This is a genomic window from Pseudomonas sp. MM213 (assembly GCF_020423045.1).
GTDB classification, from domain to species: domain Bacteria; phylum Pseudomonadota; class Gammaproteobacteria; order Pseudomonadales; family Pseudomonadaceae; genus Aquipseudomonas; species Aquipseudomonas migulae.
The window spans coordinates 5,534,817-5,561,722 of sequence record NZ_CP081943.1; the positions used below are offsets into that span (position 1 = coordinate 5,534,817).

At 60.1% G+C, this 26,906-nt stretch carries 20 protein-coding genes and 1 tRNA gene; 15 read left to right on the top strand and 6 right to left on the bottom strand.

Annotated features, from left to right (window positions below; genetic code table 11):
* The first annotated feature begins 127 nt into the window (after window positions 1-127).
* From rbfA to K5R88_RS25140, 5 genes are all read left to right on the top strand, one after another.
* On the top strand, window positions 128-529 hold the full coding sequence (rbfA, locus tag K5R88_RS25120) for a 30S ribosome-binding factor RbfA (protein ID WP_008024456.1): 402 nt from the start codon (window positions 128-130) through the stop codon (window positions 527-529).
* 3 nt (window positions 530-532) lie between these two features.
* The gene (gene truB, locus K5R88_RS25125; protein WP_226298576.1) at window positions 533-1,450 is read left to right on the top strand and encodes a tRNA pseudouridine(55) synthase TruB; all 918 of its coding nucleotides are present in this window, start codon (window positions 533-535) and stop codon (window positions 1,448-1,450) included.
* 117 nt (window positions 1,451-1,567) lie between these two features.
* Complete coding sequence (gene rpsO, locus K5R88_RS25130) at window positions 1,568-1,837, top strand: 30S ribosomal protein S15 (protein ID WP_003177875.1); 270 nt, start codon at window positions 1,568-1,570, stop codon at window positions 1,835-1,837.
* Window positions 1,838-2,033: 196 nt separating this feature from the next.
* Window positions 2,034-4,139: a polyribonucleotide nucleotidyltransferase gene (gene pnp, locus K5R88_RS25135; protein WP_008024453.1), complete on the top strand. Its 2,106-nt coding sequence runs from the start codon at window positions 2,034-2,036 to the stop codon at window positions 4,137-4,139.
* 139 nt (window positions 4,140-4,278) lie between these two features.
* Window positions 4,279-4,354: transfer RNA gene (locus tag K5R88_RS25140), tRNA-Thr, on the top strand.
* Window positions 4,355-4,361: 7 nt separating this feature from the next.
* Here the strand turns inward: K5R88_RS25140 and K5R88_RS25145 are convergent.
* Entirely contained in the window at window positions 4,362-5,396 is a 1,035-nt protein-coding gene (locus tag K5R88_RS25145; RefSeq protein WP_226298577.1) for a hypothetical protein, read from the bottom strand.
* A gap of 316 nt (window positions 5,397-5,712) precedes the next feature.
* Here K5R88_RS25145 and K5R88_RS25150 point away from each other — a divergent pair, with 316 nt between their 5' ends.
* Window positions 5,713-6,018: a DUF6388 family protein gene (locus tag K5R88_RS25150; RefSeq protein WP_223450618.1), complete on the top strand. Its 306-nt coding sequence runs from the start codon at window positions 5,713-5,715 to the stop codon at window positions 6,016-6,018.
* A 105-nt stretch (window positions 6,019-6,123) separates the two neighbouring features.
* Here K5R88_RS25150 and nadC read toward each other — a convergent pair whose 3' ends face one another.
* Entirely contained in the window at window positions 6,124-6,972 is an 849-nt protein-coding gene (gene nadC, locus K5R88_RS25155) for a carboxylating nicotinate-nucleotide diphosphorylase (protein ID WP_008024450.1), read from the bottom strand.
* Window positions 6,973-7,332: 360 nt separating this feature from the next.
* Between nadC and K5R88_RS25160 the strand changes: the two genes are divergently transcribed.
* From K5R88_RS25160 to K5R88_RS25180, 5 genes are all read left to right on the top strand, one after another.
* Window positions 7,333-9,543 carry a DUF1631 domain-containing protein gene (locus K5R88_RS25160; protein WP_226298578.1) on the top strand — a complete coding sequence of 737 codons (2,211 nt, stop codon included), beginning with the start codon at window positions 7,333-7,335 and terminating at the stop codon, window positions 9,541-9,543.
* Window positions 9,544-9,607: 64 nt separating this feature from the next.
* A complete protein-coding gene (gene ampD / locus K5R88_RS25165; protein ID WP_008024447.1) occupies window positions 9,608-10,168 on the top strand; it encodes a 1,6-anhydro-N-acetylmuramyl-L-alanine amidase AmpD in 561 nt (186 codons plus the stop codon).
* On the top strand, window positions 10,165-11,001 hold the full coding sequence (gene ampE / locus K5R88_RS25170) for a regulatory signaling modulator protein AmpE (protein WP_226298579.1): 837 nt from the start codon (window positions 10,165-10,167) through the stop codon (window positions 10,999-11,001). The genes ampD and ampE overlap by 4 nt, the downstream gene beginning before the upstream one ends.
* Window positions 11,002-11,242: 241 nt before the next feature.
* Window positions 11,243-13,273, top strand: a complete 2,031-nt coding sequence (locus K5R88_RS25175) for a methyl-accepting chemotaxis protein (RefSeq protein ID WP_192227699.1) — start codon at window positions 11,243-11,245, stop codon at window positions 13,271-13,273.
* A 236-nt stretch (window positions 13,274-13,509) separates the two neighbouring features.
* The gene (locus K5R88_RS25180; protein ID WP_192227700.1) at window positions 13,510-13,899 is read left to right on the top strand and encodes a hypothetical protein; all 390 of its coding nucleotides are present in this window, start codon (window positions 13,510-13,512) and stop codon (window positions 13,897-13,899) included.
* Here the strand turns inward: K5R88_RS25180 and K5R88_RS25185 are convergent, their stop codons facing one another.
* Complete coding sequence (locus K5R88_RS25185) at window positions 13,900-14,676, bottom strand: TatD family hydrolase (RefSeq protein ID WP_008036230.1); 777 nt, start codon at window positions 14,674-14,676, stop codon at window positions 13,900-13,902.
* Window positions 14,677-14,679: 3 nt separating this feature from the next.
* Complete coding sequence (cra, locus tag K5R88_RS25190; protein WP_008036238.1) at window positions 14,680-15,675, bottom strand: catabolite repressor/activator; 996 nt, start codon at window positions 15,673-15,675, stop codon at window positions 14,680-14,682.
* 282 nt (window positions 15,676-15,957) lie between these two features.
* Between cra and ptsP the strand changes: the two genes are divergently transcribed.
* The 3 genes from ptsP to K5R88_RS25205 are packed head-to-tail and all read left to right on the top strand — an operon-like array spanning window position 15,958 to window position 21,511.
* On the top strand, window positions 15,958-18,819 hold the full coding sequence (gene ptsP / locus K5R88_RS25195; RefSeq protein WP_226298580.1) for a phosphoenolpyruvate--protein phosphotransferase: 2,862 nt from the start codon (window positions 15,958-15,960) through the stop codon (window positions 18,817-18,819).
* Window positions 18,819-19,760: a 1-phosphofructokinase gene (gene pfkB, locus K5R88_RS25200; protein WP_008036241.1), complete on the top strand. Its 942-nt coding sequence runs from the start codon at window positions 18,819-18,821 to the stop codon at window positions 19,758-19,760. Before ptsP ends, pfkB begins: the two co-directional genes overlap by 1 nt.
* Window positions 19,761-19,771: 11 nt before the next feature.
* Window positions 19,772-21,511 (top strand): PTS fructose-like transporter subunit IIB, encoded by a 1,740-nt coding sequence (locus tag K5R88_RS25205; protein ID WP_226298581.1) that lies wholly within the window; start codon window positions 19,772-19,774, stop codon window positions 21,509-21,511.
* Between the two features lie 184 nt (window positions 21,512-21,695).
* Here K5R88_RS25205 and K5R88_RS25210 read toward each other — a convergent pair whose 3' ends face one another.
* Complete coding sequence (locus tag K5R88_RS25210) at window positions 21,696-21,995, bottom strand: hypothetical protein (protein ID WP_192417411.1); 300 nt, start codon at window positions 21,993-21,995, stop codon at window positions 21,696-21,698.
* A gap of 517 nt (window positions 21,996-22,512) precedes the next feature.
* On the opposite strand from K5R88_RS25210, the gene K5R88_RS25215 reads away from it, so the two are divergent.
* The gene (locus tag K5R88_RS25215) at window positions 22,513-24,060 is read left to right on the top strand and encodes an alkaline phosphatase D family protein (protein WP_226298582.1); all 1,548 of its coding nucleotides are present in this window, start codon (window positions 22,513-22,515) and stop codon (window positions 24,058-24,060) included.
* A 122-nt stretch (window positions 24,061-24,182) separates the two neighbouring features.
* On the opposite strand, the gene K5R88_RS25220 is transcribed toward K5R88_RS25215, so the two are convergent.
* Window positions 24,183-26,708 carry a PepSY domain-containing protein gene (locus K5R88_RS25220; protein WP_226298583.1) on the bottom strand — a complete coding sequence of 842 codons (2,526 nt, stop codon included), beginning with the start codon at window positions 26,706-26,708 and terminating at the stop codon, window positions 24,183-24,185.
* Between the last annotated feature and the right edge of the window lie 198 nt (window positions 26,709-26,906).

The window sequence follows — 26,906 nt, forward strand, 5'->3', positions numbered from 1 at the left end:
GCATGCAAATGCGCGGCACAGCGTCAGGACTCTAAACGCAACGCCCGGTCTGGCTTTTGTCAGGCCGGGCGTTTGCCGCTTTCAGACCCCACGGGTTTCACCGTGAGGCAGTAACAGGTAACAAGACATGGCAAAAGAATATAGCCGTACCCAGCGTATCGGCGATCAGATGCAGCGTGAGCTGGCACAGCTGATCCGTCGTGAAGTCAAAGATCCGCGCGTAGGCCTGGTCACCATTACCGCTGTTGAAGTCAGTCGTGACGTCGGTCACGCCAAGATTTTCATCACCGTGATGGGCCAGGACAGCGCCGAAGATATCGCGCAAAGCATCAAGGTGCTCAACTCCGCCGCCGGTTTCCTGCGTATGCAGTTGGCCCGCGAAATGAAGTTGCGCAGCGTTCCGCAGTTGCACTTCCACTACGACGAAAGCGTCGTACGTGGTGCGCACCTGTCGGCCCTGATCGAGCGTGCGGTGGCTGAAGACAATCAGCACCCGGTTGCGGCAGAAGTCGAAGACACCAAGGAGTAATCGGTGGCTCAGGTCAAACGTATCCGTCGTAACGTCAGCGGCATTATTCTGCTCGACAAACCGCTGGGGTTCACTTCCAACGCGGCGTTGCAGAAGGTTCGCTGGTTGCTGAACGCCGAGAAGGCCGGGCACACCGGCAGTCTTGATCCGCTGGCCACCGGCGTGTTGCCGTTGTGCTTCGGTGAGGCGACCAAGTTCTCGCAATACCTGCTCGATTCCGACAAGGGTTATGAAACCCTGGCGCAGCTGGGCAAAACCACCACCACGGCGGATGCCGAAGGTGAAGTTTTGCAGGAGCGCCCGGTGACCGTTGGTCGATCCGATGTCGAAGCGGTGCTGCCGAAATTTCGTGGGCAAATCAGTCAGATACCGCCGATGTACTCAGCGCTCAAGCGTGATGGCCAGCCGCTGTACAAGCTGGCACGTGCAGGCGAAGTAGTGGAGCGCGAACCGCGTTCTGTTACTATTGCGCGCTTGGAATTGCTGGCCTTTGAAGGTGATACTGCGCGGCTTGCGGTGGATTGCAGCAAAGGCACCTATATCCGCACCCTGGTGGAGGATATCGGTGAGCAACTCGGTTGTGGCGCTTACGTTGCTGAATTGCGACGTACCCAGGCCGGGCCTTTCACGCTGGCGCAGACTGTCACGCTTGAAGAGCTGGAAGCGGTACATGCCGAAGGCGGCAACGAAGCGGTCGACCGCTTCCTGATGCCATCGGACAGCGGCCTGCTGGATTGGCCACTGCTGCAGTTCTCGGAAGCGAGCGCGTTCTACTGGCTCAACGGCCAGCCGGTTCGCGCCCCGGATGCTCCGAAGTTCGGCATGGTACGGGTACAGGATCACAGTGGTCGCTTCATCGGTATCGGTGAAGTGAGCGAAGACGGGCGCATCGCGCCGCGTCGACTGATTCGGTCAGAATGACCGGACGAGGGTGGCTGTTAACAGGCACGGTCACTACTCATTTTTAGATACAGGGATTTGTCCCTGGCCTGTTGAAACTGTTTCTTTGAAACAGTTTCCTGATAAAAGGATTGCCTCATGGCTCTCGACGTTCAAGAAAAAGCTCAAATCGTAGCTGACTACCAGCAAGCTGTTGGTGACACTGGTTCGCCAGAAGTGCAAGTTGCACTGCTGACCCACAACATCAACAAGCTGCAAGGTCACTTCAAGGCCAACGGTAAAGATCACCACTCCCGTCGTGGTCTGATCCGCATGGTAAACCAGCGTCGTAAGCTGCTGGACTACCTGAAAGGCAAGGATCTGGGTCGTTATCAGACTCTGATCGGTCGCCTGGGTCTGCGTCGCTAATAAGCGATTGCGCTAGAGGTTGGTTGTCTGCCGTGCATCAGCGGGTTTCCCGCTGGTGCATGGCAGGCTCCCAGCCTCAAGTTTTATCTGGATACACCGTTTTACCCTGGACAGGCGTTGGGCCGATTCCCGACATTGCCCAAGAATTTCGCAAGAAGACAAGTTCCCCAAGAGCCACAAAAGAAGGTAGGACACCGTGAACCCGGTAATCAAAAAATTCCAGTTCGGTCAGTCGACCGTTACCCTCGAGACTGGCCGTATCGCCCGTCAGGCCTCCGGCGCAGTATTGGTCACCGTTGACGACGACGTCAGCGTATTGGTGACCGTAGTCGGTGCCAAGCAAGCCGATCCAGGCAAGGGCTTCTTCCCTCTGTCCGTTCACTACCAGGAAAAGACTTACGCTGCCGGTAAGATCCCTGGCGGTTTCTTCAAGCGCGAAGGCCGTCCTTCCGAGAAAGAAACCCTGACTTCCCGACTGATCGACCGTCCGATCCGTCCGCTGTTCCCGGAAGGCTTCATGAACGAAGTGCAGGTAGTCTGCACCGTCGTTTCCACCAGCAAGAAGACCGATCCGGACATCGCTGCGATGATCGGTACCTCGGCTGCGCTGGCCATCTCCGGCATTCCTTTCGATGGCCCGATCGGCGCTGCCCGCGTTGCGTTCCACGAAAGCACCGGCTACCTGCTGAACCCGACTTACGAACAACTGAAAGCATCGAGCCTGGACATGGTCGTTGCCGGTACTTCGGAAGCCGTTCTGATGGTTGAATCGGAAGCCAAAGAGCTGACCGAAGACCAGATGCTGGGCGCGGTACTGTTTGCTCACGACGAGTTCCAGGTGGTGATCAACGCCGTCAAGGAACTGGCCGCCGAAGCTGCCAAGCCGACCTGGACCTGGGCTCCACAACCAGAAGCCACTGCTCTGCTGGGCGCTATCCGTGCCGAGTTCGGCGACGCGATCTCCCAGGCTTACACCATCACCATCAAGGCCGACCGTTACGCTCGCCTGGGTGAGCTGAAGGATCAGGTTGTTGCCAAGCTGTCCGGTGAAGAAGGCCAGCCTTCTTCCAGCGAAGTCAAAGCTGCTTTCGGCGAAATCGAATACCGCACCGTTCGCGAAAACATCGTTAACGGCAAGCCACGTATCGACGGTCGCGACACCAAGACCGTACGTCCTTTGAACATCGAAGTCGGTGTTCTGCCAAAGACCCACGGTTCGGCTCTGTTCACCCGTGGCGAAACCCAGGCTCTGGTCGTTGCAACACTGGGCACCGCCCGTGACGCACAACTGCTGGACACCCTGGAAGGCGAGAAAAAAGACCCGTTCATGCTGCACTACAACTTCCCTCCGTTCTCGGTAGGTGAGTGTGGTCGCATGGGTGGCGCTGGTCGTCGCGAAATCGGTCACGGCCGTCTGGCCCGCCGTTCGGTTCAGGCCATGCTGCCTGCTGCCGACGTGTTCCCGTACACCATCCGTGTTGTATCGGAAATCACCGAATCCAACGGTTCGAGCTCCATGGCTTCGGTCTGCGGCGCTTCCCTGGCCCTGATGGACGCCGGCGTTCCGATGAAGGCACCGGTTGCCGGTATCGCGATGGGTCTGGTTAAAGAAGGCGAGAAATTCGCTGTCCTGACCGACATCCTGGGTGACGAAGACCACCTCGGCGACATGGACTTCAAAGTAGCTGGTACCGCCAAAGGTGTTACCGCGCTGCAGATGGACATCAAGATCAAAGGCATCACCGAAGAAATCATGGAGATCGCTCTGGGCCAAGCCCTGGAAGCGCGCCTGAACATCCTCGGTCAGATGAACCAGATCATTGGCCAGTCGCGTACCGAGCTGTCGGAAAACGCTCCGACCATGATCGCGATGAAAATCGACACCGACAAAATCCGTGATGTCATCGGTAAAGGCGGCGCGACCATTCGTGCGATCTGTGAAGAGACCAAAGCTTCGATCGATATCGAAGACGACGGCTCGATCAAGATCTTCGGCGAAACCAAGGAAGCGGCTGAAGCAGCACGTCAGCGCGTTCTGGGCATCACCGCAGAAGCTGAAATCGGCAAGATCTACGTCGGTAAAGTTGAGCGCATCGTCGACTTCGGCGCATTCGTCAACATCCTGCCGGGCAAGGACGGTCTGGTTCACATCTCGATGCTGAGCGATGCTCGCGTTGAGAAAGTGACCGACATCCTGAAAGAAGGCCAGGAAGTGGAAGTGCTGGTACTGGACGTGGACAACCGCGGCCGTATCAAGCTCTCCATCAAAGACGTAGCAGCAGCCAAGGCTTCGGGCGTTTAATCACTCCCCACGCCTGACCGCTTCAACGTTATAAAAAATGCCCCGCAGTGAAAACTGCGGGGCATTTTTTTGTCTGCGAAAACTGGAAACGGTTTGTGGATTTGCCCGCTTCCAATCTCGATGCTAGGTTTAGCTCACCGCCCGTGTAGCTCAGCCGGTAGAGCAGCGCACTCGTAACGCGAAGGTCGCAGGTTCGATTCCTGTCTCGGGCACCATCCCCTGTTATTTCACCTTGCTTCTCAGATCATCCACGGCGCGTTTCAGCTGATCCAGTTGGCTGTCCTGATTGCTGACGTCCCGCTTGAGGCTGGACAGGTCGCTGGAACTCGCGCTGGAGCTCGACCCGGCGCTACGCTTCAAGTCTTCCACCTGACTGGCGAGTCTTTTCAAGTCGTTGTCCTGTGCGCTGACGGTGCGCTTGAGGTCGCTCACTTCGCTGGTGCTGGAGCTTGAACTGGAGTTCGAGCCGCTGCTGCGCTTGAGGTCGTCCATTTGGCTGGCGAGCTTTTTCAGGCCGTTGTCCTGTTCACTGACGGTGCGCTTGAGGTCGCTAACTTCGCTGGAACTGGCGCTTGAACCGGAATTCGAGCTGCTGCGCTTGAGATCGTCCACCGCTTTGGCGAGGTTTTTCAGGCCGTTGTCCTGTTCACTGACAGAACGCTTGAGGTCGCTCACTTCGCTGGCACTGGCGCTTGAACCGGAGTTCGAGCTGCTGTTGCGCTTGAGTTCGTCCACTGCTTTGGCGAGGTTTCTCAGGCCGGTTTCCTGTTCACTGAGCGTGCGCTTGAGGTTGGCCACTTCGCTGGAACTGGAGCTGGAACTCGAACCGCTGTTGCGTTTGAACTCCTCCAATTGCTTGGTGAATTCTTTCAGGTCCTTGTCCTGTTCGGTGGCAGTGCGTTTGAGGTTGGTTATCTCACTGGCACTCGAACTGGAGCTTGTTCCGTTGTTGCGCTTGAGTTCCTCGATGAGACGAGCCTGCGCTTCGAGGAGATTCTTGAGTTCCTTGATGTCATCCGTGTTGGTTTTAGTGGTGCGTTGCAGTGTTTCCATACCCTCGACACTGAGATTGCTCCTGACCATAACGTCTTTACCATACAGTCTGTGAAAGACGAGGAAGCTGTCGGTGGAGGAAGGGTTGTCTGAGGCGAACTCCAGACCGGCTTGGGCCGTATTGGCCATTGCCATGTTGCCAAGAAAAAGGGCGGCCATGCCGGTTGCCAACAGGGTAGACGGAAGCTTCTTGAAAATGCGCATCACCTGAGTTCCTTGTGAAGTGCCTAGATGGCACATCGCTATGACTTTGCTTTTTGAAGGTTGTTCCTGTGTGGCGAGGGAATATTTTCAGAAAAACCGCTCGGCATTTTTTTTGTAGATTTGATGTAAAAGTCCATATAAATCGTCTTCCAAACGTCCTATATTCGGACATTGCACGAGCATCACCCTGCAGTTTTCAAATGATCCACGAATGGTTCTGAAGGCCAGACAAACCGGGCTTCACACGGTTTTTTGCGTCAGAGAGATCCTTGATGATCCAGATCCATCTTCCATTCCCCCGATCAGCGAGAACGAAATGACCGTTAAAGAATTGACCCAGGAAGCCAGGCACGAAGAAGCGCTGAAGAAGTACGTGCTGGACGCGCCCCAACTGCTGGAAGAGATCAAGGACTTGTCCGCCGACGATCAGAAAGACCAGATTCAATGGGCGTTCGAGGATGAAGCAGAAGCCCAGGGCTTGCAGCCGTGGGAGCTGACGCTCAAGTACACCTCGAGCCCGGAAGAGTTTGAAGCGGCGCGACTGGTGCTGCACAAAGAGGCGGCCGAGGTATTGGGCGTCGAGTGGGAAGAGTACTGCGAGATGAATAATCTGGTGGTCTGACCCTTGTAGGAGCCGGCTTGCTGGCGATGGCGGCGTAACGGGTAAACCGCGTCGCCTGGATCGCCAGCAAGCCGGCTCCTACAGTTTCATGTCGTTCAGGAAATTTCAGAGGCTGAGTCGCATCGACAGATCGACAGCCTTCACGTCCTTGGTCATCGCACCAATCGAAATGTAATCCACCCCGGTTTCGGCGATCGGCAGCAGCGTGCTTTCGTTGATGCCGCCGCTGGCTTCCAGTTTTGCCTTGCCGCCATTCAGGCGCACGGCCTCGCGCATGTCATCCAGGCTCAACTCGTCGAGCATGATGATGTCGGCACCCGCCGCAAGCGCTTCCTTCAGCTCCGCCAGGCTTTCCACTTCGATCTCCACCGGTTTGCCCGGGGCGATCTTGTGCGCGGCGTTGATCGCTTCAGGTATGCCGCCGCTGGCAGCAATGTGGTTTTCCTTGATCAGGAAGGCGTCGTACAGGCCGATGCGGTGGTTGTGGCAGCCGCCGCAGGTCACGGCGTACTTTTGCGCCAGGCGCAGCCCCGGCAGGGTTTTGCGGGTGTCGAGCAGCTTCACCTGCGTCTCGGCGACGAAATCCGCCAGGTATTGCGCACGAGTGGCCACACCGGAAAGCAATTGCAGGAAGTTCAGCGCACTACGCTCGCCTGTGAGCAGGGAGCGGGCAGGGCCTTCGAGGTGGAACAGCACTTGATTGGGCTTCACCCGTTCGCCATCGGCCACCTGCCAATGCACGGCAACTCGTGGGTCCAGTTGCCGGAAAACCGCGTCAACCCAAGCGGTGCCGGCGATGACCGCGGCGTCGCGCGTGATGATGGTGGCTTTGGCCAGGCGTTCGGCCGGGATCAGCTGCGCGGTGATGTCGCCGCTGCCGATGTCTTCGCGCAACGCACGGCGTACGTTGGCTTCGATTTCGGCGGTCAGATCGGCGAGACGTAGATTCGGCATAACGGACTCCACAAACAAAGTGGCTCGATTATAGGGCCATGGCGCGGGGCAACCCAAGGCGCGCGAGACCTTCCAGTCGTTCTGAAACCTGCATTTGGTCGATTCTCTTGAGCCAGCGAGGTTCGGCAGCGGTCCTTTGCAGGCGTCTATTTCAAAGAGAAACACAGAGTCTGCTGGCATACGGGACATCTTTTGCAAGATAATGCGCCTTGCATTTGACGTCATGACTTTGACGTGTCTTTGGTTCGCCGATTATTGAATGACAGCGGGCGGGCATTGTCTTCTGTTGCGCGCGGCTGTGAGGCTGGCGCACTCGATCTTTCCAACCGAACCGAAGCATCACCGTTTCAGGAGGCCAGGATGCACAACGACGGGAATGTAGTGCCTTTGCACAAGGCAACTACCGATCAGGCGAGTCACTCGCCGCTCGCCCGCCTGCCTGTGATTCTGCTTCAGGTTCGCGACAAGGCTGCTCAACAGCTCCGGCATGCTCTGCAGGAGCTGTTCGATAACGCCGACGACACGCTGTTCGAAATGGCTGACCGGGCCCGCAATGACGTCGAGCAGAACATCTTTTTTGAAGCCATGCGCGATTTGCGCCTCAAGCGCAAAAATATCGAGCGGGCGTTTCTCGAACAGTTCTTCGAAGCGTTTGTCGGTCTCGCAGGCAGTATTCAGACGGCCTTGCCGCAGGCATTGACCCTCGATATTCAGGCGCAAGAGTCCGATGATGAGCTGGAACGTCGCGTGGCGGTGGAGGCCATGGTCAATAAAGTGCTGAACCGCGACGGTTTTGCGCTTGATCAATTGACCGCCCGGCTCAGCACGTTGCTGGGCAAGCAATTGGTGACTACGCGCAATCCCCTGGGCCCGGCGATGCTCTGTGAGTATTTCATGCAGGCCGGGCGCAACCTGGGGGTCGAGATCAAGGTCAAGTTGATCATCCTCAAGCTTTTCGAGCGTTATGTGCTCAGTGATGCCGATCAGCTCTACACCGAAGCCAATCAGATATTGATCGCCACCGGCATATTGCCCGACCTGAAGCCGGCCCCGAATCGTCGTGTCATTGATCGTGCGCAGGCCAGTGTTCGTGCCGAGCCCGACGAGGCTGGCAACCGTTGGGACAGCACGCCAATCGATGACAGCGTGCAGGAAGTGTTTGCGGCGTTGCAGGAATTGCTGCTCCACGTGCGTGGCAGTGTCGCGCCAACGCTGGAAACCAGTGCTCAGACGCAACCGATATCCACCCGCGACCTGCTGCGGCTGCTCTCGCACTTGCAGCAGTACGTGCCGGCTCCGGCGGTCCAGGACGAATTCGACCTGCGAAACCAGCTTGAGCAACTGCTGACCCGGGTCAGCGTCAAAAGTGGCAAGTCGCGTGTAGTCGGCGTTGCTGACGAAGATGTGATCAACCTGATCGCCATGCTCTTCGAATGCATCCTCGATGACCGCAATCTGCCGGATTCTCTCAAGGCGCTGATCGGGCGCTTGCAGATCCCGATGCTGAAAGTGGCGGTGATCGACAAGAGTTTCTTCAGCCGCAGCAGTCACCCGGCCCGTCGTCTGCTCAACGAAATCGCCGCCGCGGCCCTGGGCTGGGGCGAGTGCGATGACCACGAGCGCGACAGCCTGTACCTGCGCATCGAGCAAGTGGTGCAGCGTTTGTTGAACGACTTTGTCGACGATCCGGCGATCTTTTCCGAATTGCTGGCGGATTTTCTGGCGTTCACCAGCGACGAGCGTCGTCGCAGCGATTTGTTGGAGCAGCGTACCCGCGACGCCGAAGAGGGCCGCGCCAAAACCGAACTGGCCCGGCAACGCGTCGAGCTGGCGTTGAATCAGGCGTTGTTGGGCAAAGTGCTGCCGCAACGGGTGGTGGCGTTTGTTCAGGACGCCTGGAGCCAGGTGCTGCTGCTGACCTGCCTCAAGCACGGCGATCAGTCCGCCGAGTGGCATGCGGATGTGCAAACCATGGAGCAATTGATCTGGAGTGTGCAGCGCCATGAAGACGCTGACGCAAGCCTGCGCCTGTTGGCGCTGGTGCCGGGGTTGCTCAAGTCCTTGCGCGACGGGTTGAGCAGTTCGGCGTTCGATCCGTTCGCCACCGGAGAGTTTTTCAGCGAGCTGGAAGGCTTGCACGTTCAACTGTTCGAACGAGCGGACCAGGCACCGGCTGCCACCCGTCCTGCCGATGCGCCGCTGATGGTTGAAGTGCGCGAAGAAATCGTGCTGCTCACCGCCGACGAAGGGCCGGTGGAATCGGTCTCGGTGCGCTTGCCGGCGGATGATCCGGGCCTGCTTCAGGTCGATCAGTTGCACGCGGGCTGCTGGGTCGAATTTCAGGAAGATGAGGAAAACACCCTGCGCTGCAAGCTCGCCGCGATCATCGAAGCCACGGGCAAGTACATTTTCGTCAACCGCACCGGCATGAAAGTGCTGGAGCGCAGCCGTACCGGGCTGGCACTGGATTTTCGTCGTGGCGCGGTGCGCACCCTCGACGACACCTTGCTGTTCGATCGGGCCCTGGAGTCGGTGGTCGGCAACCTGCGGCGGCTCAATCGCGGCAAGTGATCGCGCGCCGAGGGTCTATCGCGGCATACTGGGCACCAACACAGTCGTCGTTGAAGGAACCTGTATGCAGTTGGACCCCGCGAGCGGTTGGTGTCAGGGCGTGAACGTTTGCCCTTCACCCAACTTCAATGCGCGCCCCACGGGCGAAATTTCCCTGCTGGTGATCCACAACATCAGTCTGCCGCCGGCGCAGTTTGCCACCGGCAAGGTGCAGGAATTTTTCCAGAACCGGCTGGATGTCACAGAGCATCCCTACTTTGAAGGGATCGCTGACCTACGGGTGTCTGCGCATTTTCTGATTGAGCGTGACGGCACCGTCACTCAGTTTGTCTCTTGTCTTGAACGCGCCTGGCATGCCGGTGTGTCGTGTTTCGACGGCCGGGAAACCTGTAACGATTTTTCCGTGGGCATCGAGCTTGAAGGCACGGATGATCTGCCGTTCACCGATGCTCAATATGACGCGTTGACGGCCCTGACCTTGCAACTGCAAAGCGCTTTTACGGGCATCACCGCGCAGCGCATCTGCGGGCATAGCGACATCGCGCCGGGGCGCAAGACGGATCCCGGACCTGCGTTCGACTGGGCGCGTTATCGCGCGGCCCTGGCTAAAGAGGAACCACAATGAGTTTTCTGGTGTTGCTGTTGGCGGTCTGGATCGAGAAGTTCTCTGCCCTGCGCCATCGGGTTCAACGTGATGGCGGTTGGGTGGCCGAGTTGCACAAGCTTGAAGCCAACCCGCGCCTGGTCAATCGCCCGTGGTTGATTTTGCTGATTCTGGTGCTGCTGCCGGTGGCATTGCTGGGGTTGCTGCTGGTGGTGCTGGAGCCGGTCGCTTACGGTCTGTTGGCGCTGCCGGTGCATTTGCTGGTGGTGATTTATAGCCTGGGGCGCGGTGATCTGCTGGCCGATCTCGGACCGTTTCGCGATGCCTGGCGCCGGGAAGACCTGCAAGCTGCCGCTCATGTGGCAAAACGTGACCTGGACATTTGTGCCGAAAACGGCGAGCAACTGCTGGAACGGGTTGAGGGGCATCTGCTCTGGGAGGCGTACCAGAGTTTTTTTGCGGTGATTTTCTGGTACTTCCTGCTGGGCCCGGTGGCGGCGCTGAGCTACCGACTGCTGGCCCTCGCCGAAGAACACGGGCAGAACCCGGCCGTCGTCGAGCGCGCCGCACAACTGCGTCACGCCTTCGATTGGATGCCGGTGCGTCTGCTGGCGGCGAGTTTTGCGCTGGTCGGCAACTTTGTCGCCGTCAGTCGGGTGATGCTGAGCGAACTGCTGAACTGGAACATCAGTGCCGCCCAACTGATCGAGAAGGTCGGGCTGGTGGCCGGTGAAATTCCTGCGCCGGTGGTCGGGCCCGATGGCATCAACAGCCTCGACCGGATCTGGGAGTTGCTGCTGCGTGCGGCAGTGCTCTGGTACGCCGGTTTCGCGCTGTGGACAGTCTTCCCCTAAACACAATCCTCTCTGTAGGAGCGAAGCTTGCTCGCGAAAGCGGTGTGTCATTCACATTGAATACGCCTGACCCACCGCTTTCGCGAGCAAGCTTCGCTCCTACAGGATCCGAGGTTGCCGTTAACCTTAAGTTACAAAACCTCCCGTCGATTTAAGCTATACAGAGATAGCACTCAATAGTGGCTATCTGCTGCTTGTCTGTGCCTGCCAATAAAAATAAGAAACCCAAGGGAGACTTCCAGTGAAGAGCTTGCTCTATCCCGCCGTCGCGCTAATGAATCGCCTGAGCTTCGGCATGAAGTTCAGCCTGATCAGCGTTCTGTTCCTGGTGCCCATGCTGGTGACCAACTTTTATCTGGTGCGTGATTCCTATCGCGAATTCCAGGGCACCCGGGTGGAACTGCAGAGCCTCGACCTGCTGGGCAGCAGCCTGTCGCTTCGACGCGACCTGGAAACCCTGAACAACCTGGTGCAGATCAACGTCATCCTTGGCCAGTCCGGCAAGGCCGGTAATCTCGAATCCCAGATCACATCCCTGGAGCAAAACGTTCTGGCCCGCCTGCAAGGGCTGACTGCGATGACCACCGATCCGGAACTGATCACCGTTTTCGATGGCAAACGCGACGAAATGATCACCGCGTTCAAGGCCCAGCAAACGGAAAACTCCCTGCAAAGCAAAAGTGCGCTGATCGGCAAGTTACTCGGCAATGCACAGATTTTCAGCCAGATCATCGCCAGCCAGGCGGGTTTGAGCCGTGACAATCAGAGCGACATGCGTCAGCTCACCGAACTCATCACCAACGTTACGCCGCCCGTCACCCAGACGTTGGGCGATGGCCGCGCCATGGGTTCTTACTCGCTGGGGCAAGGGTTTCTCAATTCGTCTTCGAGCACCCGCTTCGATGAATTGCTGGTGCAGATTGAAAAGCTGCAAGCCGAGTACGGTCTGAAGTTGCAGGATGCGCTGGGGTCGAGCAAGGCGGCACGTGAAACCCTGGCGGCGCAGGCCGAGAGCAGCAAGGCGTCGCTGAAAAAGGCCAGTGAACTGTTCGAAGAGCAGGTGGTGATGGCCGACACCCTCGATGCGCCGTGGCTGGCCTTCTACGATCAGGTCAGCGGCCTGATGGATCAGACTTACCAACTCAACGAAGCCACCCTGAAATTCCTCGACACCCAATTGCAACAACGACTGAGCCAGAACCGCACGCACATGGTCTTGCAGGCCGTGGCGCTGTCGGTGGTGTTTGTGCTGATTTTTTACCTCTATGGCGGTTTCTACGCCTCGACCCGCACCACCCTCAAGCGCCTTGGCGCGATGATGGACAAGGTCGCGGCCGGCGACATGACCGTGACTTTCAACGCCAACAGCCGTGATGAGCTGGGCGAGTTGGGCGAGGTGTTCAACGGCACGGTGAAGAAAATCCATGACTTGATCGAGCGTGTCGGTCAAACGGTCGGGGAAGTCGAGCGTCAGGCCGGTCAGGTCGAGAACGTGTCCGCCCAGAGCAACCAGGCTGTCGCGGGGCAACGCACGCAGATCGAGCAAGTCGCCACGGCGATGAACCAAATGTCGGCCACCTCACTGGAGGTGGCCCGCAGCGCCGCCGCGGCGGTCAGCAGCGCCCACAGTGTCAACGACGAAACCATCAGCGGTCGCGGGTTGGTGGAGTCTCAGCAGGGCAGCATCGCTGCGCTGGCCAGCGAGATCGATCAGTCGGTGCTGGTGATCAATCAACTGGCCAGCGACAGCCAGTCCATCAGCCGCGTGCTGGAAGTGATCAAAAGCATCGCCGAACAGACCAACCTGCTGGCGCTCAACGCCGCTATCGAAGCAGCGAGGGCAGGCGAGCAGGGGCGTGGTTTTGCGGTGGTGGCGGACGAGGTCCGGACCCTGGCCAAACGCACCCAGCAATCGACCGAAGAAATCGAACAGATGATCGCCAAACTGCACAGCGGTGTCGGCGCCGCGGTGAAGGCCATGGGCACCAGTCATCAAATGGCCAACGGCACGGTGGGGCAGTCGGAAAAGGTCCAGCAGGCGCTGGAAAACATCCTTGGCGCTGTCGGCATGATCGTCGATCAGAACCAGCAGATTGCCGCCGCCGTAGAGCAGCAGACCGCCGTGGCCCACGACATTGACCAGAACATCGTCGAGATCAACCGGGCTGGCGAACGTACCGCCGAAGGTGCGCACCAGACCGAGGACGCCAGCCGGGCGTTGTCGGCGCAGGTGGTGGAGCTCAAGCAGTTGATCAGCGCGTTCCGGGTCTGAAGAACCGCATAACCCCTGTAGGAGTGAGCCTGCTCGCGATGGCGTAGGTACATTCACCCTACAGGGTGTTTACCAGACCGCTATCGCGAGCAAGCTTGCTCCTACAATTTTGTGCGTTGTCTGTAGTACTTGTTTCTTCCACAAGTAGGCGGTATCCGATTTCCCTCCAGAGTCTGGTTTTTGGTCTTCAATGAGGGATGATCCACAACCCTGACCTACTCTGAGGAGGCTCGGTTATGTCCTTCGCTACAACTGGAATCCAGGGCCATTGTGCCCATTGCGGATGCACACTCCTGCTCGAACCCTGGCAACTCAACGCCATTGCCATCCATGAAGCCTTCGCCTGTTCCCACTGTCACAAAGCCTTGCAACTGAGCGACCCGAAACAGATCAGGCGCATCAAATCCCTCGACTCGCTTGCGATGCTACGGGCGAGTACGTTGGTGATGGTCTGCACCGCGTTGCTGGTGGCGTTGGTGATGGAATGGGTGGGGATGCTCAGCGTGGTCGAGCAGCTGAATTTTTCGTTGATCGCGATTCTGGTCTACTTCGCGGTTATCCGGTTCGCCCGTCACCGACAACACATGACGCTGATTCTGGAAGCGGCCAAGGCTCACGCCGACTGATTACCAGTTGAACAACTCACACGCATTGGCCGTGCTGACAGCCGCCAGCCGTTCAGGGCTGATCGCCATGATTGCGGCCAGCGCCGAGCAGATCGCCGGCAAATGCGCCGGGCTGTTGCGTTGACCGGGAAACATGGCGGGTGCCATGTCCGGTGAGTCGGTTTCCAGCACCACAGACTCCAACGGCAACTCGGCGAGCACCCGGTGCATGCGCAACGCCTGCGGCCAGGTCGCCGCGCCGCCCAGGCCCAGTTTGAAGCCGAGCCTGATGTATTCGCGGGCCTCTTCCTTGCTGCCGGCGAAGGCGTGAATGATCCCCGCGCGTTTCAGCTTGAAGCGCTTGAGCGTGGCAATCACCGCCGCATGGCTGCGTCGCACGTGAATCAGCGCCGGCAGATTAAAGTCCGCCGCCAGTTGCAGTTGCGCGTCGAACAACGTCTGCTGGCGTTCGCGGTCGAGGGTTTCGATGAAGTAATCCAGGCCAATCTCGCCCACCGCGCACAGCTGTCGGTGACCGGCCAGGCGGGTCAGCCACTCGGCGAGTTCGCGTAGGTCCTCAGGCCGATGCTCGTCCAGATACACCGGGTGCAAACCGAACGCCGCGTACAGATCGGGATCGCTTTGCACCAGATCCCAGACCCGCTGCCAATTGGCCTGATAAACCCCCAGCACCACCATCCGCCGCACGCCGAGGGCGCGGCTCTCGGCGAGCAGCGCCTGACGATCCTCGTCGAAGTCCGGAAAATCCAGATGAGTGTGGCTGTCGATCAGCTCCACGGTTCAGTCCTGGCGAATACGCTGCTTGAAGGTCCGCGCAATGGCTTGCACGCCGGGCTGGTAATCGGACTGCTCGATAGCAGCGAGGGCCAGCTCCAGCGCTTTGTCGGCGATCAACTGGTGTTGCTGGGCCATGGCGTTGACCGGCAGCGGCAGAAAGTCCAGCAACTGCGTGTCGCCGAATGTGCCGAGGCGCAGCGGACGGTTTTTCAACGGGAAGTCGTGCAAGGCGTCGAACACACCCTGGAGCAGCACGTAGGAAGTGGTCACCAGCGCGTCCGGCAAATGCCCCAGGCGCTGAAGCATTTCTTCCATCAGTTGCTTGCCGTACTCACGACTGAACGATTCGCCGTGTTCGATGAGGATCTCGCCTTTGAACCCGGCCAGCGCTTCCTTGAAACCGGCGGCCCGTTCCTGACTGATGCTCAGTTCGGGGCGCGCGCCGATCAGGGCGATCTGCTTGGGCAACGGATCGAGCAGGCTGCGCGTCAGTTGCAGGCTGGCTTCACGATCATCACTGATCACCGAGCAGAAATGCTCGGGCTCCATGACCCGGTCGATGGCGATGATTGGGATGCCTTTGGCTTGCAACTGGCGGTAACTGTCGTCGCCGGACGGCAGGCAACTGGCGACGATCAACGCGTCGCAGCGCCGGGCGCGGAACAATTGCAGCAGTTGCCGTTCGCTGTCCGGCGCATCGTCGGAACTGGCGATCAGCAACTGATAACCGCGGGCCCGGGCACCTTGCTCCAGCAGCTTGGCGATACGTGCGTAACTGGGGTTTTCCAGGTCCGGCAGAATGAAACCCAGCGTGCGGGTGTGCCGACTGCGCAGCCCGGCCGCTTGCGGATTGGGCGTAAAGCCATGTTCTTCAACAACCGCGCGCACGCGCTCGACGGTGGCACTGCTGATGCGTTGCTGTTCCGCCTTGCCGTTGATGACATAACTGGCGGTGGTCACGGACACACCGGCCAGTTGGGCGATATCACTGAGTTTCAACTCGGGATTTCCTTGTTTTTCGGCCGATACTTTCGCCAATCCTACCCGATTCAGGCAGGGGACTATTGTCGCAACATATCCGACAAGTTGGACTTCAAGGATGGGACATTATCGAGTAACGTGCCAATCATTCTAGATTAAACGTTTCAGCAAGCGTATTTTCTACGCATCAGGTGCATTTGGCCGGTTCTGCCGCGAAACCGCCAAAAGTGATGATTAAGCGCCTAAGCTGACTCATTCAAAACAATACCTGGCACCTCAAGGTGCCAAAAAGGAGAAAGCATGCTCGAGCTCACTCTAGAGCAGATTTCCATGGGCCAGTCGGCCGTGGACAAGTCCGCAGCACTGCATTTGTTGGCGCAGCATCTGGTCAACGACGGCCTGGTCGCCGAAGGTTATCTCGCCGGTTTGCAGGCGCGCGAAGCCCAGGGCTCGACCTTTCTCGGTCAAGGTATTGCCATCCCCCACGGTACGCCGCAAACCCGCGACCAGGTGTTTTCCACTGGCGTGCGGCTGATGCAGTTTCCCGACGGTGTGGATTGGGGCGACGGTCAGATCGTCTACCTGGCGATCGGCATTGCGGCCAAATCCGATGAACATTTGCGCCTGTTGCAATTGCTGACCCGCGCCCTCGGCGAAACCGATCTGGGCCAGGCCCTGCGTCGCGCCAGTTCTGCCGAAGCGTTGCTGAAACTGCTGCAAGGCGCGCCGCAGGAACTGGCGCTGGATGCGCAGATGATCGGCCTCGGGGTATCGGCCGATGACTTCGAAGAACTGGTCTGGCGCGGTGCCCGTTTGCTGCGTCAGGCGGATTGTGTGAGCAATGGTTTTTCTGCGGTTTTGCAGCAAGTCGACGCGTTGCCGCTGGGCGACGGTTTGTGGTGGTTGCACAGCGAGCAAACGGTGAAGCGTCCGGGCCTGGCGTTTGTCACGCCGGACAAACCGATGCGCTACCTCGGCCAGCCGCTCAGCGGTCTGTTCTGTCTGGCCAGCTTGGGCGAGGCGCACCAGGCGTTGCTCGAACGCCTTTGTGCGTTGCTGATCGAAGGCCGTGGCCATGAACTGGGACGCGCCACCAGCAGCCGCAAAGTCCTCGAAGTGCTCGGCGGTGAACTGCCGGCGGACTGGCCGAGCGCACGCATTGCGCTGGCCAATGCCCACGGTTTGCATGCGCGCCCGGCGAAGATCCTCGCGCAACTGGCGAAGAGTTTTGAAGGCGAAATTCGTGTGCGCATCGTCGATGGTCAGGACAGCGCGGTGTCGGTGAAAAGCTTGAGCAAACTGCTCAGCCTCGGCGCCCGTCGCGGTCAGGTGCTGGAATTCATCGCCGAGCCGAGCATCGCCGCCGATGCCTTGCCTGCGTTGTTGGCGGCAATCGAAGAGGGGCTGGGGGAAGAAGTCGAGCCTTTGCCTGCCGTGAGCCAGCAGCGCGAAGTGATCACCGAGGTGGCCGAAGTGCTGCTCGCCCCGGCGTCCGGCAGCCTGGTTCAGGCTATCCCCGCCGCACCGGGCATCGCCATCGGCCCGGCGCATATTCAAGTGCTGCAAACCATCGAATACCCGCTGCGCGGTGAGTCCGCCGCCATTGAGCGCGAGCGTCTCAAACAAGCGCTGGCGCACGTGCGTCGCGACATCGAAGGCTTGATCGAGCGCAGCAAATCCAAAGCCATCCGCGAAATCTTCATCACCCATCAGGAAATGCTCGACGACCCGGAACTGACCGATGAAGTCGAGACTCGCCTCAAGCAGGGCGAAAGCGCCGAAGCGGCGTGGATGGCGGTGATCGAAGCGGCGGCGAAACAACAGGAATCGCTGCAGGACGCATTGCTTGCCGAGCGTGCGGCGGACTTGCGCGATATCGGCCGTCGCGTGTTGGCGCAACTGAGCGGCGTCGAAACCCCGAGCGAACCTGATCAACCGTACATTCTGGTGATGGACGAAGTCGGTCCTTCCGACGTCGCGCGTCTCGATCCGACCCGTGTCGCCGGCATTCTCACCGCCCGTGGCGGCGCCACCGCGCACAGCGCCATCGTCGCCCGTGCGCTGGGCATTCCGGCATTGGTCGGCGCAGGTGCGGCGGTGTTGCTGCTGGCGCCGGGCACGCCGTTGCTGCTCGATGGCCAGCGCGGTCGCCTGCACGTGGACGCCGACGCGGCGACCTTGCAGCGCGCCACCGAAGAGCGCGACACCCGCGAGCAACGCTTGAAAGCGGCGGCCGAACAACGTCATCAACCGGCGCTGACCACCGACGGCCATGCGGTCGAAGTGTTCGCCAACATCGGCGAAAGCGCGGGCGTCACCAGCGCAGTGGAGCAGGGCGCCGAAGGCATTGGCCTGCTGCGCACCGAACTGATTTTCATGGCCCACTCGCAGGCGCCGGACGAAGCGACTCAGGAAGTCGAATACCGGCGCGTGCTCGATGGCCTCGCCGGTCGGCCACTGGTGGTGCGCACCCTCGACGTTGGCGGCGACAAGCCGCTGCCGTATTGGCCGATTGCGAAAGAAGAAAACCCGTTCCTCGGCGTACGTGGCATTCGCCTGACCTTGCAGCGTCCGCACATCATGGAAGCGCAATTGCGCGCCTTGCTGCGGGCCGCTGACAACCGCCCGCTGCGCATCATGTTCCCGATGGTCGGCAGCGTTGACGAGTGGCGTCAGGCGCGGGACATGACCGAGCGCCTGCGCCTGGAAATCCCTGTGGCGGACCTGCAACTGGGGATCATGATCGAAGTGCCATCGGCCGCACTGTTGGCGCCGGTGTTGGCCAAAGAGGTCGATTTCTTCAGCGTCGGCACCAACGATCTCACGCAATACACCTTGGCCATCGACCGTGGTCATCCGACCTTGTCGGCCCAGGCTGACGGCTTGCACCCGGCGGTGCTGCAACTGATCGACATCACCGTGCGCGCGGCCCATGCCCATGGCAAATGGGTCGGTGTGTGCGGCGAACTGGCTGCCGATCCACTGGCGGTGCCGGTGCTGGTCGGCCTCGGTGTAGACGAGTTGAGCGTGTCGGGCCGCAGCATTGCCGAGGTCAAGGCGCGCATCCGCGAACTCAGCCTGACCCAGACTCAAACCCTTGCCCGACAGGCGCTGGCCGTGGGCAGCGCCAATGAAGTGCGCGCATTAGTGGAGGCCCTGTAATGGCCAAGATCCTGACCCTGACACTCAACCCGGCGCTGGACCTGACGGTGCAGTTGCCGCGCCTTGAGCCCGGCCAGGTCAATCGCAGCGACGAGATGCACACCCACGCCGCCGGTAAAGGCGTGAACGTGGCGCAGGTGCTGGCAGACCTCGGGCATTCGCTCACCGTCAGCGGTTTTCTTGGCGAGGACAACCTTCAGGCGTTCGAAACCCTGTTCGCCAAGCGCGGTTTTGTCGACGCGTTTATCCGCGTTCCCGGTGAGACCCGCAGCAACCTCAAACTGGCGGAAAGCGACGGGCGCATCACCGACATCAACGGTCCCGGACCCAAGGTCAGTGAAGCGGCGCAGCAGGCGTTGCTCGATCGACTGGATCAGATTGCCCCGGGGCATGACGCGGTGGTCGTGGCCGGCAGTCTGCCGCAAGGCGTCAGTCCTGAATGGTTGCAGGCGTTGGTACAGCGCTTGAAAAACCTCGGCTTGAACGTCGCGCTCGATACCAGTGGCGAAGCATTGCGGGCGGCGCTCAAGGCCGGTCCGTGGCTGATCAAACCGAACACCGAAGAGCTGGCCGAAGTGCTCGGCTGCGAGGTTGTTTCGGTTGCGGCTCAAGCCGAAGCAGCGAGCCGTTTGCATGCCCAAGGCATCGAGCACGTGGTGATTTCCCACGGCGCCGACGGTGTGAACTGGTTCAGTGTCGGTTCGGCGCTGCACGCCACGCCGCCCAAGGTCAGCGTCGCCAGCACCGTGGGCGCAGGGGATTCGTTGCTGGCCGGCATGCTTCACGGTTTGCTTAAGCCCGATACGCCGGAACAGACCCTGCGCACCGCCACGGCGATTGCGGCGATGGCGGTCACGCAGATCGGTTTCGGTATCGGCGATGCGGCGCAGTTGGCGCGGCTCGAACAGGGCGTGCGCGTGCGCCCCCTGACAGAACAATAAGAGGGTTTGTCATGAAGTTAGCCATCGTTACGGCTTGCCCCAACGGCATGGTCACCAGCGTGCTGTGCGCCCGATTGCTCGATGCCGCGGCGCAGCGTCAGGGCTGGAGCACCAGTGTCGAAGTGGTGGATGTGGCGCACCCGGAACGCCAGTTGTCGGCGGCCACGATCGAGGCCGCCGAGTGGGTGTTGCTGGTCACCAGCGCGCCGGTGGATATGTCGCGATTCGTCGGCAAGCGTGTGTTCCAAAGCACCCCGGCACACGCCCTGCAAGATGTCGAAGCAGTGCTGCGACGCGGTGCCGAAGAAGCTGAAGTTTACGCCGCAGCCGAAACCATCGTCGAACCTACAGCCGTTACCAAAAGCGCCCCGCGCCTGGTCGCGATCACCGCGTGCCCGACCGGCGTTGCTCATACTTTCATGGCCGCTGAAGCCTTGCAGCAGGCGGCCAAGCGATTGGGCTATGACCTGCAAATCGAAACCCAGGGCTCGGTCGGTGCGCGCAATCCGTTGAGCGCGGCAGCGATTGCCGACGCGGACGTGGTGCTGCTGGCCTGCGATATCGAAGTCGCGACCGAGCGTTTTGCCGGCAAGAAAATCTACCGTTGCGGCACGGGCATCGCCTTGAAGCAAGCCGAAGCGACGCTGAACAAAGCGCTGGCCGAAGGCAAGCAGGAAAGTGCCGCGACCGGTGCCAAAGGCCCGGCCAAACAAGAGAAGACCGGCATCTACAAACACCTGTTGACCGGCGTGTCGTTCATGCTGCCGATGGTGGTGGCGGGCGGCCTGATGATTGCCTTGTCGTTCGTCTTCGGCATCACCGCGTTCAAGGAAGAAGGCACACTCGCCGCCGCGCTGATGCAGATCGGCGGCGAGACCGCGTTCAAGCTGATGGTGCCGCTGCTGGCGGGCTACATCGCCTACTCGATTGCCGACCGTCCGGGCCTGGCGCCGGGGATGATTGGCGGCTTGCTGGCGAGCACGTTGGGTGCCGGTTTCATCGGCGGGATCATTGCCGGTTTCATCGCCGGTTACGCGGCGCAGGCGATCAACCGTTACGCGCGATTACCGCAAAGCCTTGAAGCGCTGAAACCGATCCTGATCATCCCGTTGCTGGCGAGTCTGTTCACCGGGTTGGTGATGATCTATGTAGTCGGCAAACCGGTGGCCGGGATGCTCACCGGGCTCACGCATTTCCTCGACAGCATGGGCACCACCAACGCGATTCTGCTCGGCGTGTTGTTGGGCGGGATGATGTGCGTCGACTTGGGCGGGCCGATCAACAAGGCAGCTTATGCCTTCTCTGTGGGGCTATTGGCGTCCCAGAGCTATGCGCCGATGGCCGCGACCATGGCGGCGGGAATGGTGCCGCCGATTGGCCTGGGCATTGCCACGTTCATTGCCCGGCGCAAGTTTGCCCAGACTGAACGCGAGGCGGGTAAAGCGGCGTTGGTGCTGGGGCTGTGTTTCATCTCCGAAGGCGCGATTCCGTTTGCCGCCAAGGACCCGCTGCGGGTGATTCCGGCAAGCATTGCCGGTGGCGCGCTGACCGGTGCGCTGTCGATGTATTTCGGCTGCAAACTGATGGCGCCGCACGGTGGATTGTTCGTGTTGGCGATTCCGAATGCGATCAACCATGCGTTGTTGTATCTGCTGGCGATTGTCGCGGGGAGTTTGCTGACGGCGGTGGTTTATGCGGTGGTCAAGCGACCTGAGGTTGTCGAGTTGGCAATAGAACCCGTCAACGCATAATCCACCTTTGTAGGAGCCGGCTTGCTGGCGATGGCGGTGTAACAGTCACCGTTTTCGTTGAATGGTGCACCGCCATCGCGAGCAGGCTCGCTCCCACAGTGATCTCTGTCGTACACAAGATTTGTGTCCAGCGCCGTAACCTGTGGGAGCGAGCCTGCTCGCGATGGGGCCGGCGGCAACACCGCTAAATCGTGGTTTTGTACTCATTCTCCCGCTGCGATGCCCGCGCTTGAACCACATCCAGCACGGCACAGCCTTCACGCATCAGCAGATGCACGGCGCGGGTGACCCGTGTCAGGTCACAGTCGGAAATGTTTTTCAGATTCAGGCTGGTCAGCGTATCTGCCAAATCGCGAACCACGGTGAAGCGATGCATGGCGCAGGCGGTGAGTTCACTGAGTTCTTTGTGGGTGTTGACGAAGAGCACCGGTGTTTCGGCGTCGTAGGTATCGATGGGGAGGTAACGCGGCATGACTTGGAACATGATGTAACTCCTGTAATTGGAGCTACCACCATTCGCAGCCAAACGAAGAGGGTGGCAGCCATACGCGGGTTGGCCGACCGGGCACAGGAACCGGCACACCCGAAGGTGTCCCACGCACAGCTGCCATAAAACAACACCTCAGGCACAAAGTGCCTGAGGAGGTGTTGCTGCGCTGTAGCGTTCCTGCACCGACCGGCCAAGGTCGTTCGCGGTGTTCTCCGCGAGCCCGAACTATGGAGTCGATACCGAAACGCGGCAACAAGATACGTTGTAGGAAACGTCTTGAAAAGTTGTGTGCCCCACGGTGATCATTTCCACCTGTGTGGGAGAACGACGCAGATCCTGTAGGAGCAGAGCTTGCTCGCGAAGGCGGTGTAACGGTCAGCATCGTTGGTGAATGTTAAACCGCCTTCGCGAGCAAGCTCTGCTCCTACAGGGATTTGTGGTGTTGGTGGGTTTTGTGTCATGCCTGAGTCATGCGTGCGTGTTTTAGTTTTCCTTTTTCAGGGAGAACACCATGAGCGAATTCAACCTCGGTCGCCGTCGTGTCATGCAAGCAGTCGGCGCCGGGATTCTGCTTCCCGGTCTTGCGCCGGCGGTGATTGCCTCGGTCAAGGATCGGCCGCAACTCACCGATGGCGTGCAGTCCGGCGACGTACTGGGCGACCGGGCGATGGTCTGGAGCCGCAGCGATCGTGCGGCGCGGATGGTGGTGGAATGGGACACCCATAGCCTGTTCACCAACCCTCGGCGTTTTGTTTCGCCGCTGGCTGATGCCCGCAGCGATTTCACCGCGCGGGTCGAGCTCACCGGTCTGCCCGCCGACCAGGCGATTTTCTATCGCGTGCATTTCGAAGACGCCCAGAGCGGCGTCACCAGCGAACCCTGGTTTGGCCACCTGCGCAGCGTGCCGCAAACCCGGCGCGACATCCGTTTCGTCTGGAGCGGCGATACCGTTGGCCAGGGCTTCGGCATCAACCCGGACATCGGTGGCATGCGCATCTACGAAGCCATGCGTTTGCGCCTGCCGGACTTCTTTATCCACAGCGGCGACACCATCTACGCCGACGGCCCGGTGCCGGCACAACTTGTGACTGAAAGTGGTCGCGTGTGGCGCAACATCACCAGCGACGCCAAGAGCAAAGTCGCCGAAACCCTCGACGAGTATCGCGGCAATTACCGCTACAACCTGATGGACGAAAACGTCCGTCGCTTCAACGCCGAAGTGCCGCAGATCTGGCAGTGGGACGACCACGAAGTGGTTAACAACTGGTCACCGGGCAAGCAACTGGACGAGCGTTACCAGAGCAAGGATATCCACAGCCTGGTAGGCCGCGCACGTCAGGCGTGGCTGGAATATGCGCCTATGCGGTTGCAGAGCGCGGATAACGGCGGGCGGATCTATCGCAAGCTCGGTTATGGGCCGATGCTGGATGTGTTTGTGCTCGACATGCGCAGTTATCGCGAGGCCAATGATGACAACCTCGGTGCAGCCAAACCCTTTCTCGGGCGTGAGCAACTGGACTGGCTCAAGCGTGAATTGAAAGCCTCCAGCGCCCAGTGGAAAGTCATTGCCGCCGACATGCCGATCGGCCTCGGCGTACCCGACGGTGAAGTCAGCCCCGGCGTGGCGCGCTGGGAAGCGGTGGCCAACGGTGAACCGGGCGCGGCCCAGGGGCGTGAGCTGGAAATCGCCGAACTGCTTGGTTTTCTGCGGGCGCAACAGGTGCGCAATTTCGTGTTCCTGACGGCGGATGTGCATTACTGCGCGGCACATTACTACCATCCGGATCGTGCCGCGTTCCAGGATTTCGAACCGTTCTGGGAGTTTGTTGCCGGACCGTTGAACGCGGGGAGCTTCGGGCCTAATCCGCTGGATAAAACCTTCGGGCCTGAAGTGGTGTTCGAGAAAGCACCGTCGGCGCAGAACATGTCGCCGTTTGCCGGGTTTCAGTTTTTTGGCGAGGTGAATATTGAGGGGGCGACGGGGGAGATGAGTGTGGTGTTGCGGGATCTGGATGGGGTCAGTGTGTTTGAGCAGAAGTTGCAGCCGGTAGAAGGTTAACGGACGACACTTGGCCCCTGTGGGAGCGAGCCTGCTCGCGATTGCGGTGCAACATCCAACAGATCTGTTGAATGTAAAATCGACATCGCGAGCAGGCTCACTCCCACAGGGATTGTGGGAGGTCAGTAGACGTCGCGGCGGTAGCGGCCTTGCTCGATCAAGCGCTCGACTGCTTCAGCCCCGAGCACTTCGTTGAGCACTTGATCCACCCCCGAAGCCATCCCCTGCAAGCTGCCGCAGATGTAAATGACGGCACCGTCATCCAGCCATTGCTTGAGCAAACCGGCGGATTCACGCAGGCGATCCTGCACGTAGATTTTCTCGGCCTGATCCCGCGAAAACGCCAGGTCCAGACGCTCGATATCCCCTGAAATCAACCAGTCTTCAAGTTCGTCGCGGCACAGGTAGTCGTGCTCGCGATTTCGTTCGCCAAACAACAGCCAGTGACGTTGCTGCCCATCGGCGATCCGCGCCTTGAGCAAGCTGCGCAGCCCGGCCAGGCCGGTGCCGTTGCCCAGCAGGATCATCGGCAGCGGTTCGACCGGCAGATGGAAACCGCTGTTGCGGCGCACCCGCAGGCTGATGGTGCTGCCCACCGGGGCGTGTTCGGTCAGCCATCCGGAGCCGATACCCAGGCTGCCGTCGGGGTGCAGTTCCTGGCGTACGATCAGTTCCAGCACACCGTCGGCGGCAATCGAGGCGATGGAGTATTCGCGCATGGCCAGCGGCACCAAAGCATCCACCAGTGCTTGCGCGTGCAAGCCGACAAGGTGCGTGCGGTTCTCGGGCAATTGTCGAGTCGCAAGTGCTTGTTCCAGCGCTTGCGACAGGCCATCGAGTATCACCGAGGCGCGACCGTCGATCCCGAGGCCATCGAGGAAATGCTCGATTGACCATGGGCAGTTACGCGGCAACACTTCCACCAGGTCACCGGCCAGCCAACTGCTGGTGGTCGGTGCGCTGAGACCCAGCAGGTACACCGGCGAGCCGCTGCTGTCCGGGTTCATCACGTCGCGGCGGCTCAGCGTCCAGTTGTCGTAGCTCGGCGCTTGCCAGGTGTCCACGGGGGCTTGTCCGGTCAGCAGACCAAGTTGCTGCTGCCAGTGACGCAAGGCGTAAGGGTCGCCGCAGTCGACTTCCACCGGTGCGAACAAATGCTTGCCGCCGTGCTCGCCGAGCCAGGCATGCAAGCGTCGGGCGAAACCGCAGAAGTGTTGATACTGCCGGTCACCCAATCCAAGCACCGCATAATTCAGGCTCTCCAGGCTCAATGCCCGGCCCAGCACTTTGCGTTCGAAACCACGGGCGCTGTCCGGCGCTTCGCCGTCGCCGAAGGTGCTGACGACGAACAGCGCGTTGCCGGAGTTCCGCAGGTCTTGCTCGCTGACGCTGGCCAGTGGCTGAACCTTTACCGGCAGGCCTGCTGCCTGCAGTTGGCCGGCGGTCTGCCACGCCAGTTGTTCGGCGAACCCGCTTTGGCTGGCGAAGCCGATCAGCCACGCCGGCGCATCGCTGTCCGGTTGTTCGAGGCCTTTGCGGGCGTCCTTGATCTGCTTTTTCTTGCGTCGGCGATCGAGGTACAGCAACCAGCCCGTGACGAAAAACAGCGGCATGGTCAGCGCGCTGAGCGTCAGGACGATCCGCCCGACAATCCCGAAGTAACTGCCGACGTGCAGCGCGTAGATGCTCGTCAGCAGTTGCGCCTTGAAGCTTTTGTCGCTGTAGCGGTCGTGGCGTTTGACGACGCCGGTGGCCGGATCGAGGGAGATCTGGTTCAGCGCGCGGTCGTGGGGCGAGGTGGTCAACAGGTAGAACACCGTCGCGGGTTGCCCGGCCACGGGCGGCATACGAATGTTGTAGGCACTCAATGCCGGGCCGGCAGCGCTGTAAATGCTGCTCCACATCGATGCGTAATCGGCCGTCGGTGCCGGGCCTTCCGGTGCCGGGCCACGATTGCGAACACGTTCATTCTGCGGCGCATCGGACAGCAATCGGGTCAGGCCCTTGTTGTACCACTCATAGGACCAGGACAACCCGGTCAGCGCTGCCAACAGATAAAAAACCAGGCACCAGGTGCCGGCCACCGAGTGCAAATCCCAGTTGAAGCTGCGGCCTGTTTTCTTCCAGTCGAGGGTCAGCCAGGCGCGCCAGCTTTTCCATTGACGCGGCCAGCGCAGGTACAGACCGGACAGGCAGAAGAACAGCAGAATCAGCGTGCACGCGCCGGTGATCTGCCGACCGGTATCGCCCATGGCGAGGAAGCGGTGCAGTTTCAGCATCAGGTCGAAGAAACCCTGGCCGGTGGCGTCGCCCATGAACTCGGCGGTGTACGGGTCGAAGTAGCGCATCTCCCCGCGACGCTCACCCGGTGGCGGGGTGAAGTTCACCCGTGCGGCGTTACCGCTGTCGGTGTCGACCCAGAGCATCGCGACTTTCTTGCCCGATGCACCCTCGATTTTTTCCACCAGTTCAGCGGGCGGCAGCACACCGGCGACCTGTTTCTCGACCTGCAACACCGACGGGTTGAGTGCGCGCAGGATTTCATCCTCAAACGACACTATCGCCCCGGTGATGCCCATGAGGGCCAGGACCAGCCCGGCACTGATACCGAAAAACCAGTGCAACTGGAACAGGGTTTTCTTCAACACGTCACTCGCCTTGTTCGTTCGAAATTGTCATCACGGCGCGCATTATGCCGTGGGCTGTCGAGAAGCATTCTTTTTTACACACAAAAGCCCCGTTCAATTGCGTGAACGGGGCCTGTCCCTGATTCCAGTCTTCATCTGCACACCTGTAGGAGCACAGCTTGCTGGCGATGACGGTGTGTCAGGCAACATAAATGCTGT

Excerpts from the sequence above, each read along its gene's own strand:
- rpsO (WP_003177875.1), top strand. The coding sequence starts at position 1,568 with ATGGCTCTCGACGTTCAAGAAAAAGCTCAAATCGTAGCTGACTACCAG.
- K5R88_RS25180 (WP_192227700.1), top strand. The coding sequence starts at position 13,510 with ATGTCCTTCGCTACAACTGGAATCCAGGGCCATTGTGCCCATTGCGGA.
- ptsP (WP_226298580.1), top strand. The coding sequence starts at position 15,958 with ATGCTCGAGCTCACTCTAGAGCAGATTTCCATGGGCCAGTCGGCCGTG.
- pfkB (WP_008036241.1), top strand. The coding sequence starts at position 18,819 with ATGGCCAAGATCCTGACCCTGACACTCAACCCGGCGCTGGACCTGACG.
- K5R88_RS25215 (WP_226298582.1), top strand. The coding sequence starts at position 22,513 with ATGAGCGAATTCAACCTCGGTCGCCGTCGTGTCATGCAAGCAGTCGGC.
- K5R88_RS25160 (WP_226298578.1), top strand. The coding sequence starts at position 7,333 with ATGCACAACGACGGGAATGTAGTGCCTTTGCACAAGGCAACTACCGAT.
- ampD (WP_008024447.1), top strand. The coding sequence starts at position 9,608 with ATGCAGTTGGACCCCGCGAGCGGTTGGTGTCAGGGCGTGAACGTTTGC.
- K5R88_RS25210 (WP_192417411.1), bottom strand. The coding sequence starts at position 21,995 with ATGTTCCAAGTCATGCCGCGTTACCTCCCCATCGATACCTACGACGCC.
- nadC (WP_008024450.1), bottom strand. The coding sequence starts at position 6,972 with ATGCCGAATCTACGTCTCGCCGATCTGACCGCCGAAATCGAAGCCAAC.
- rbfA (WP_008024456.1), top strand. The coding sequence starts at position 128 with ATGGCAAAAGAATATAGCCGTACCCAGCGTATCGGCGATCAGATGCAG.
- K5R88_RS25205 (WP_226298581.1), top strand. The coding sequence starts at position 19,772 with ATGAAGTTAGCCATCGTTACGGCTTGCCCCAACGGCATGGTCACCAGC.
- ampE (WP_226298579.1), top strand. The coding sequence starts at position 10,165 with ATGAGTTTTCTGGTGTTGCTGTTGGCGGTCTGGATCGAGAAGTTCTCT.
- K5R88_RS25150 (WP_223450618.1), top strand. The coding sequence starts at position 5,713 with ATGACCGTTAAAGAATTGACCCAGGAAGCCAGGCACGAAGAAGCGCTG.
- K5R88_RS25145 (WP_226298577.1), bottom strand. The coding sequence starts at position 5,396 with ATGCGCATTTTCAAGAAGCTTCCGTCTACCCTGTTGGCAACCGGCATG.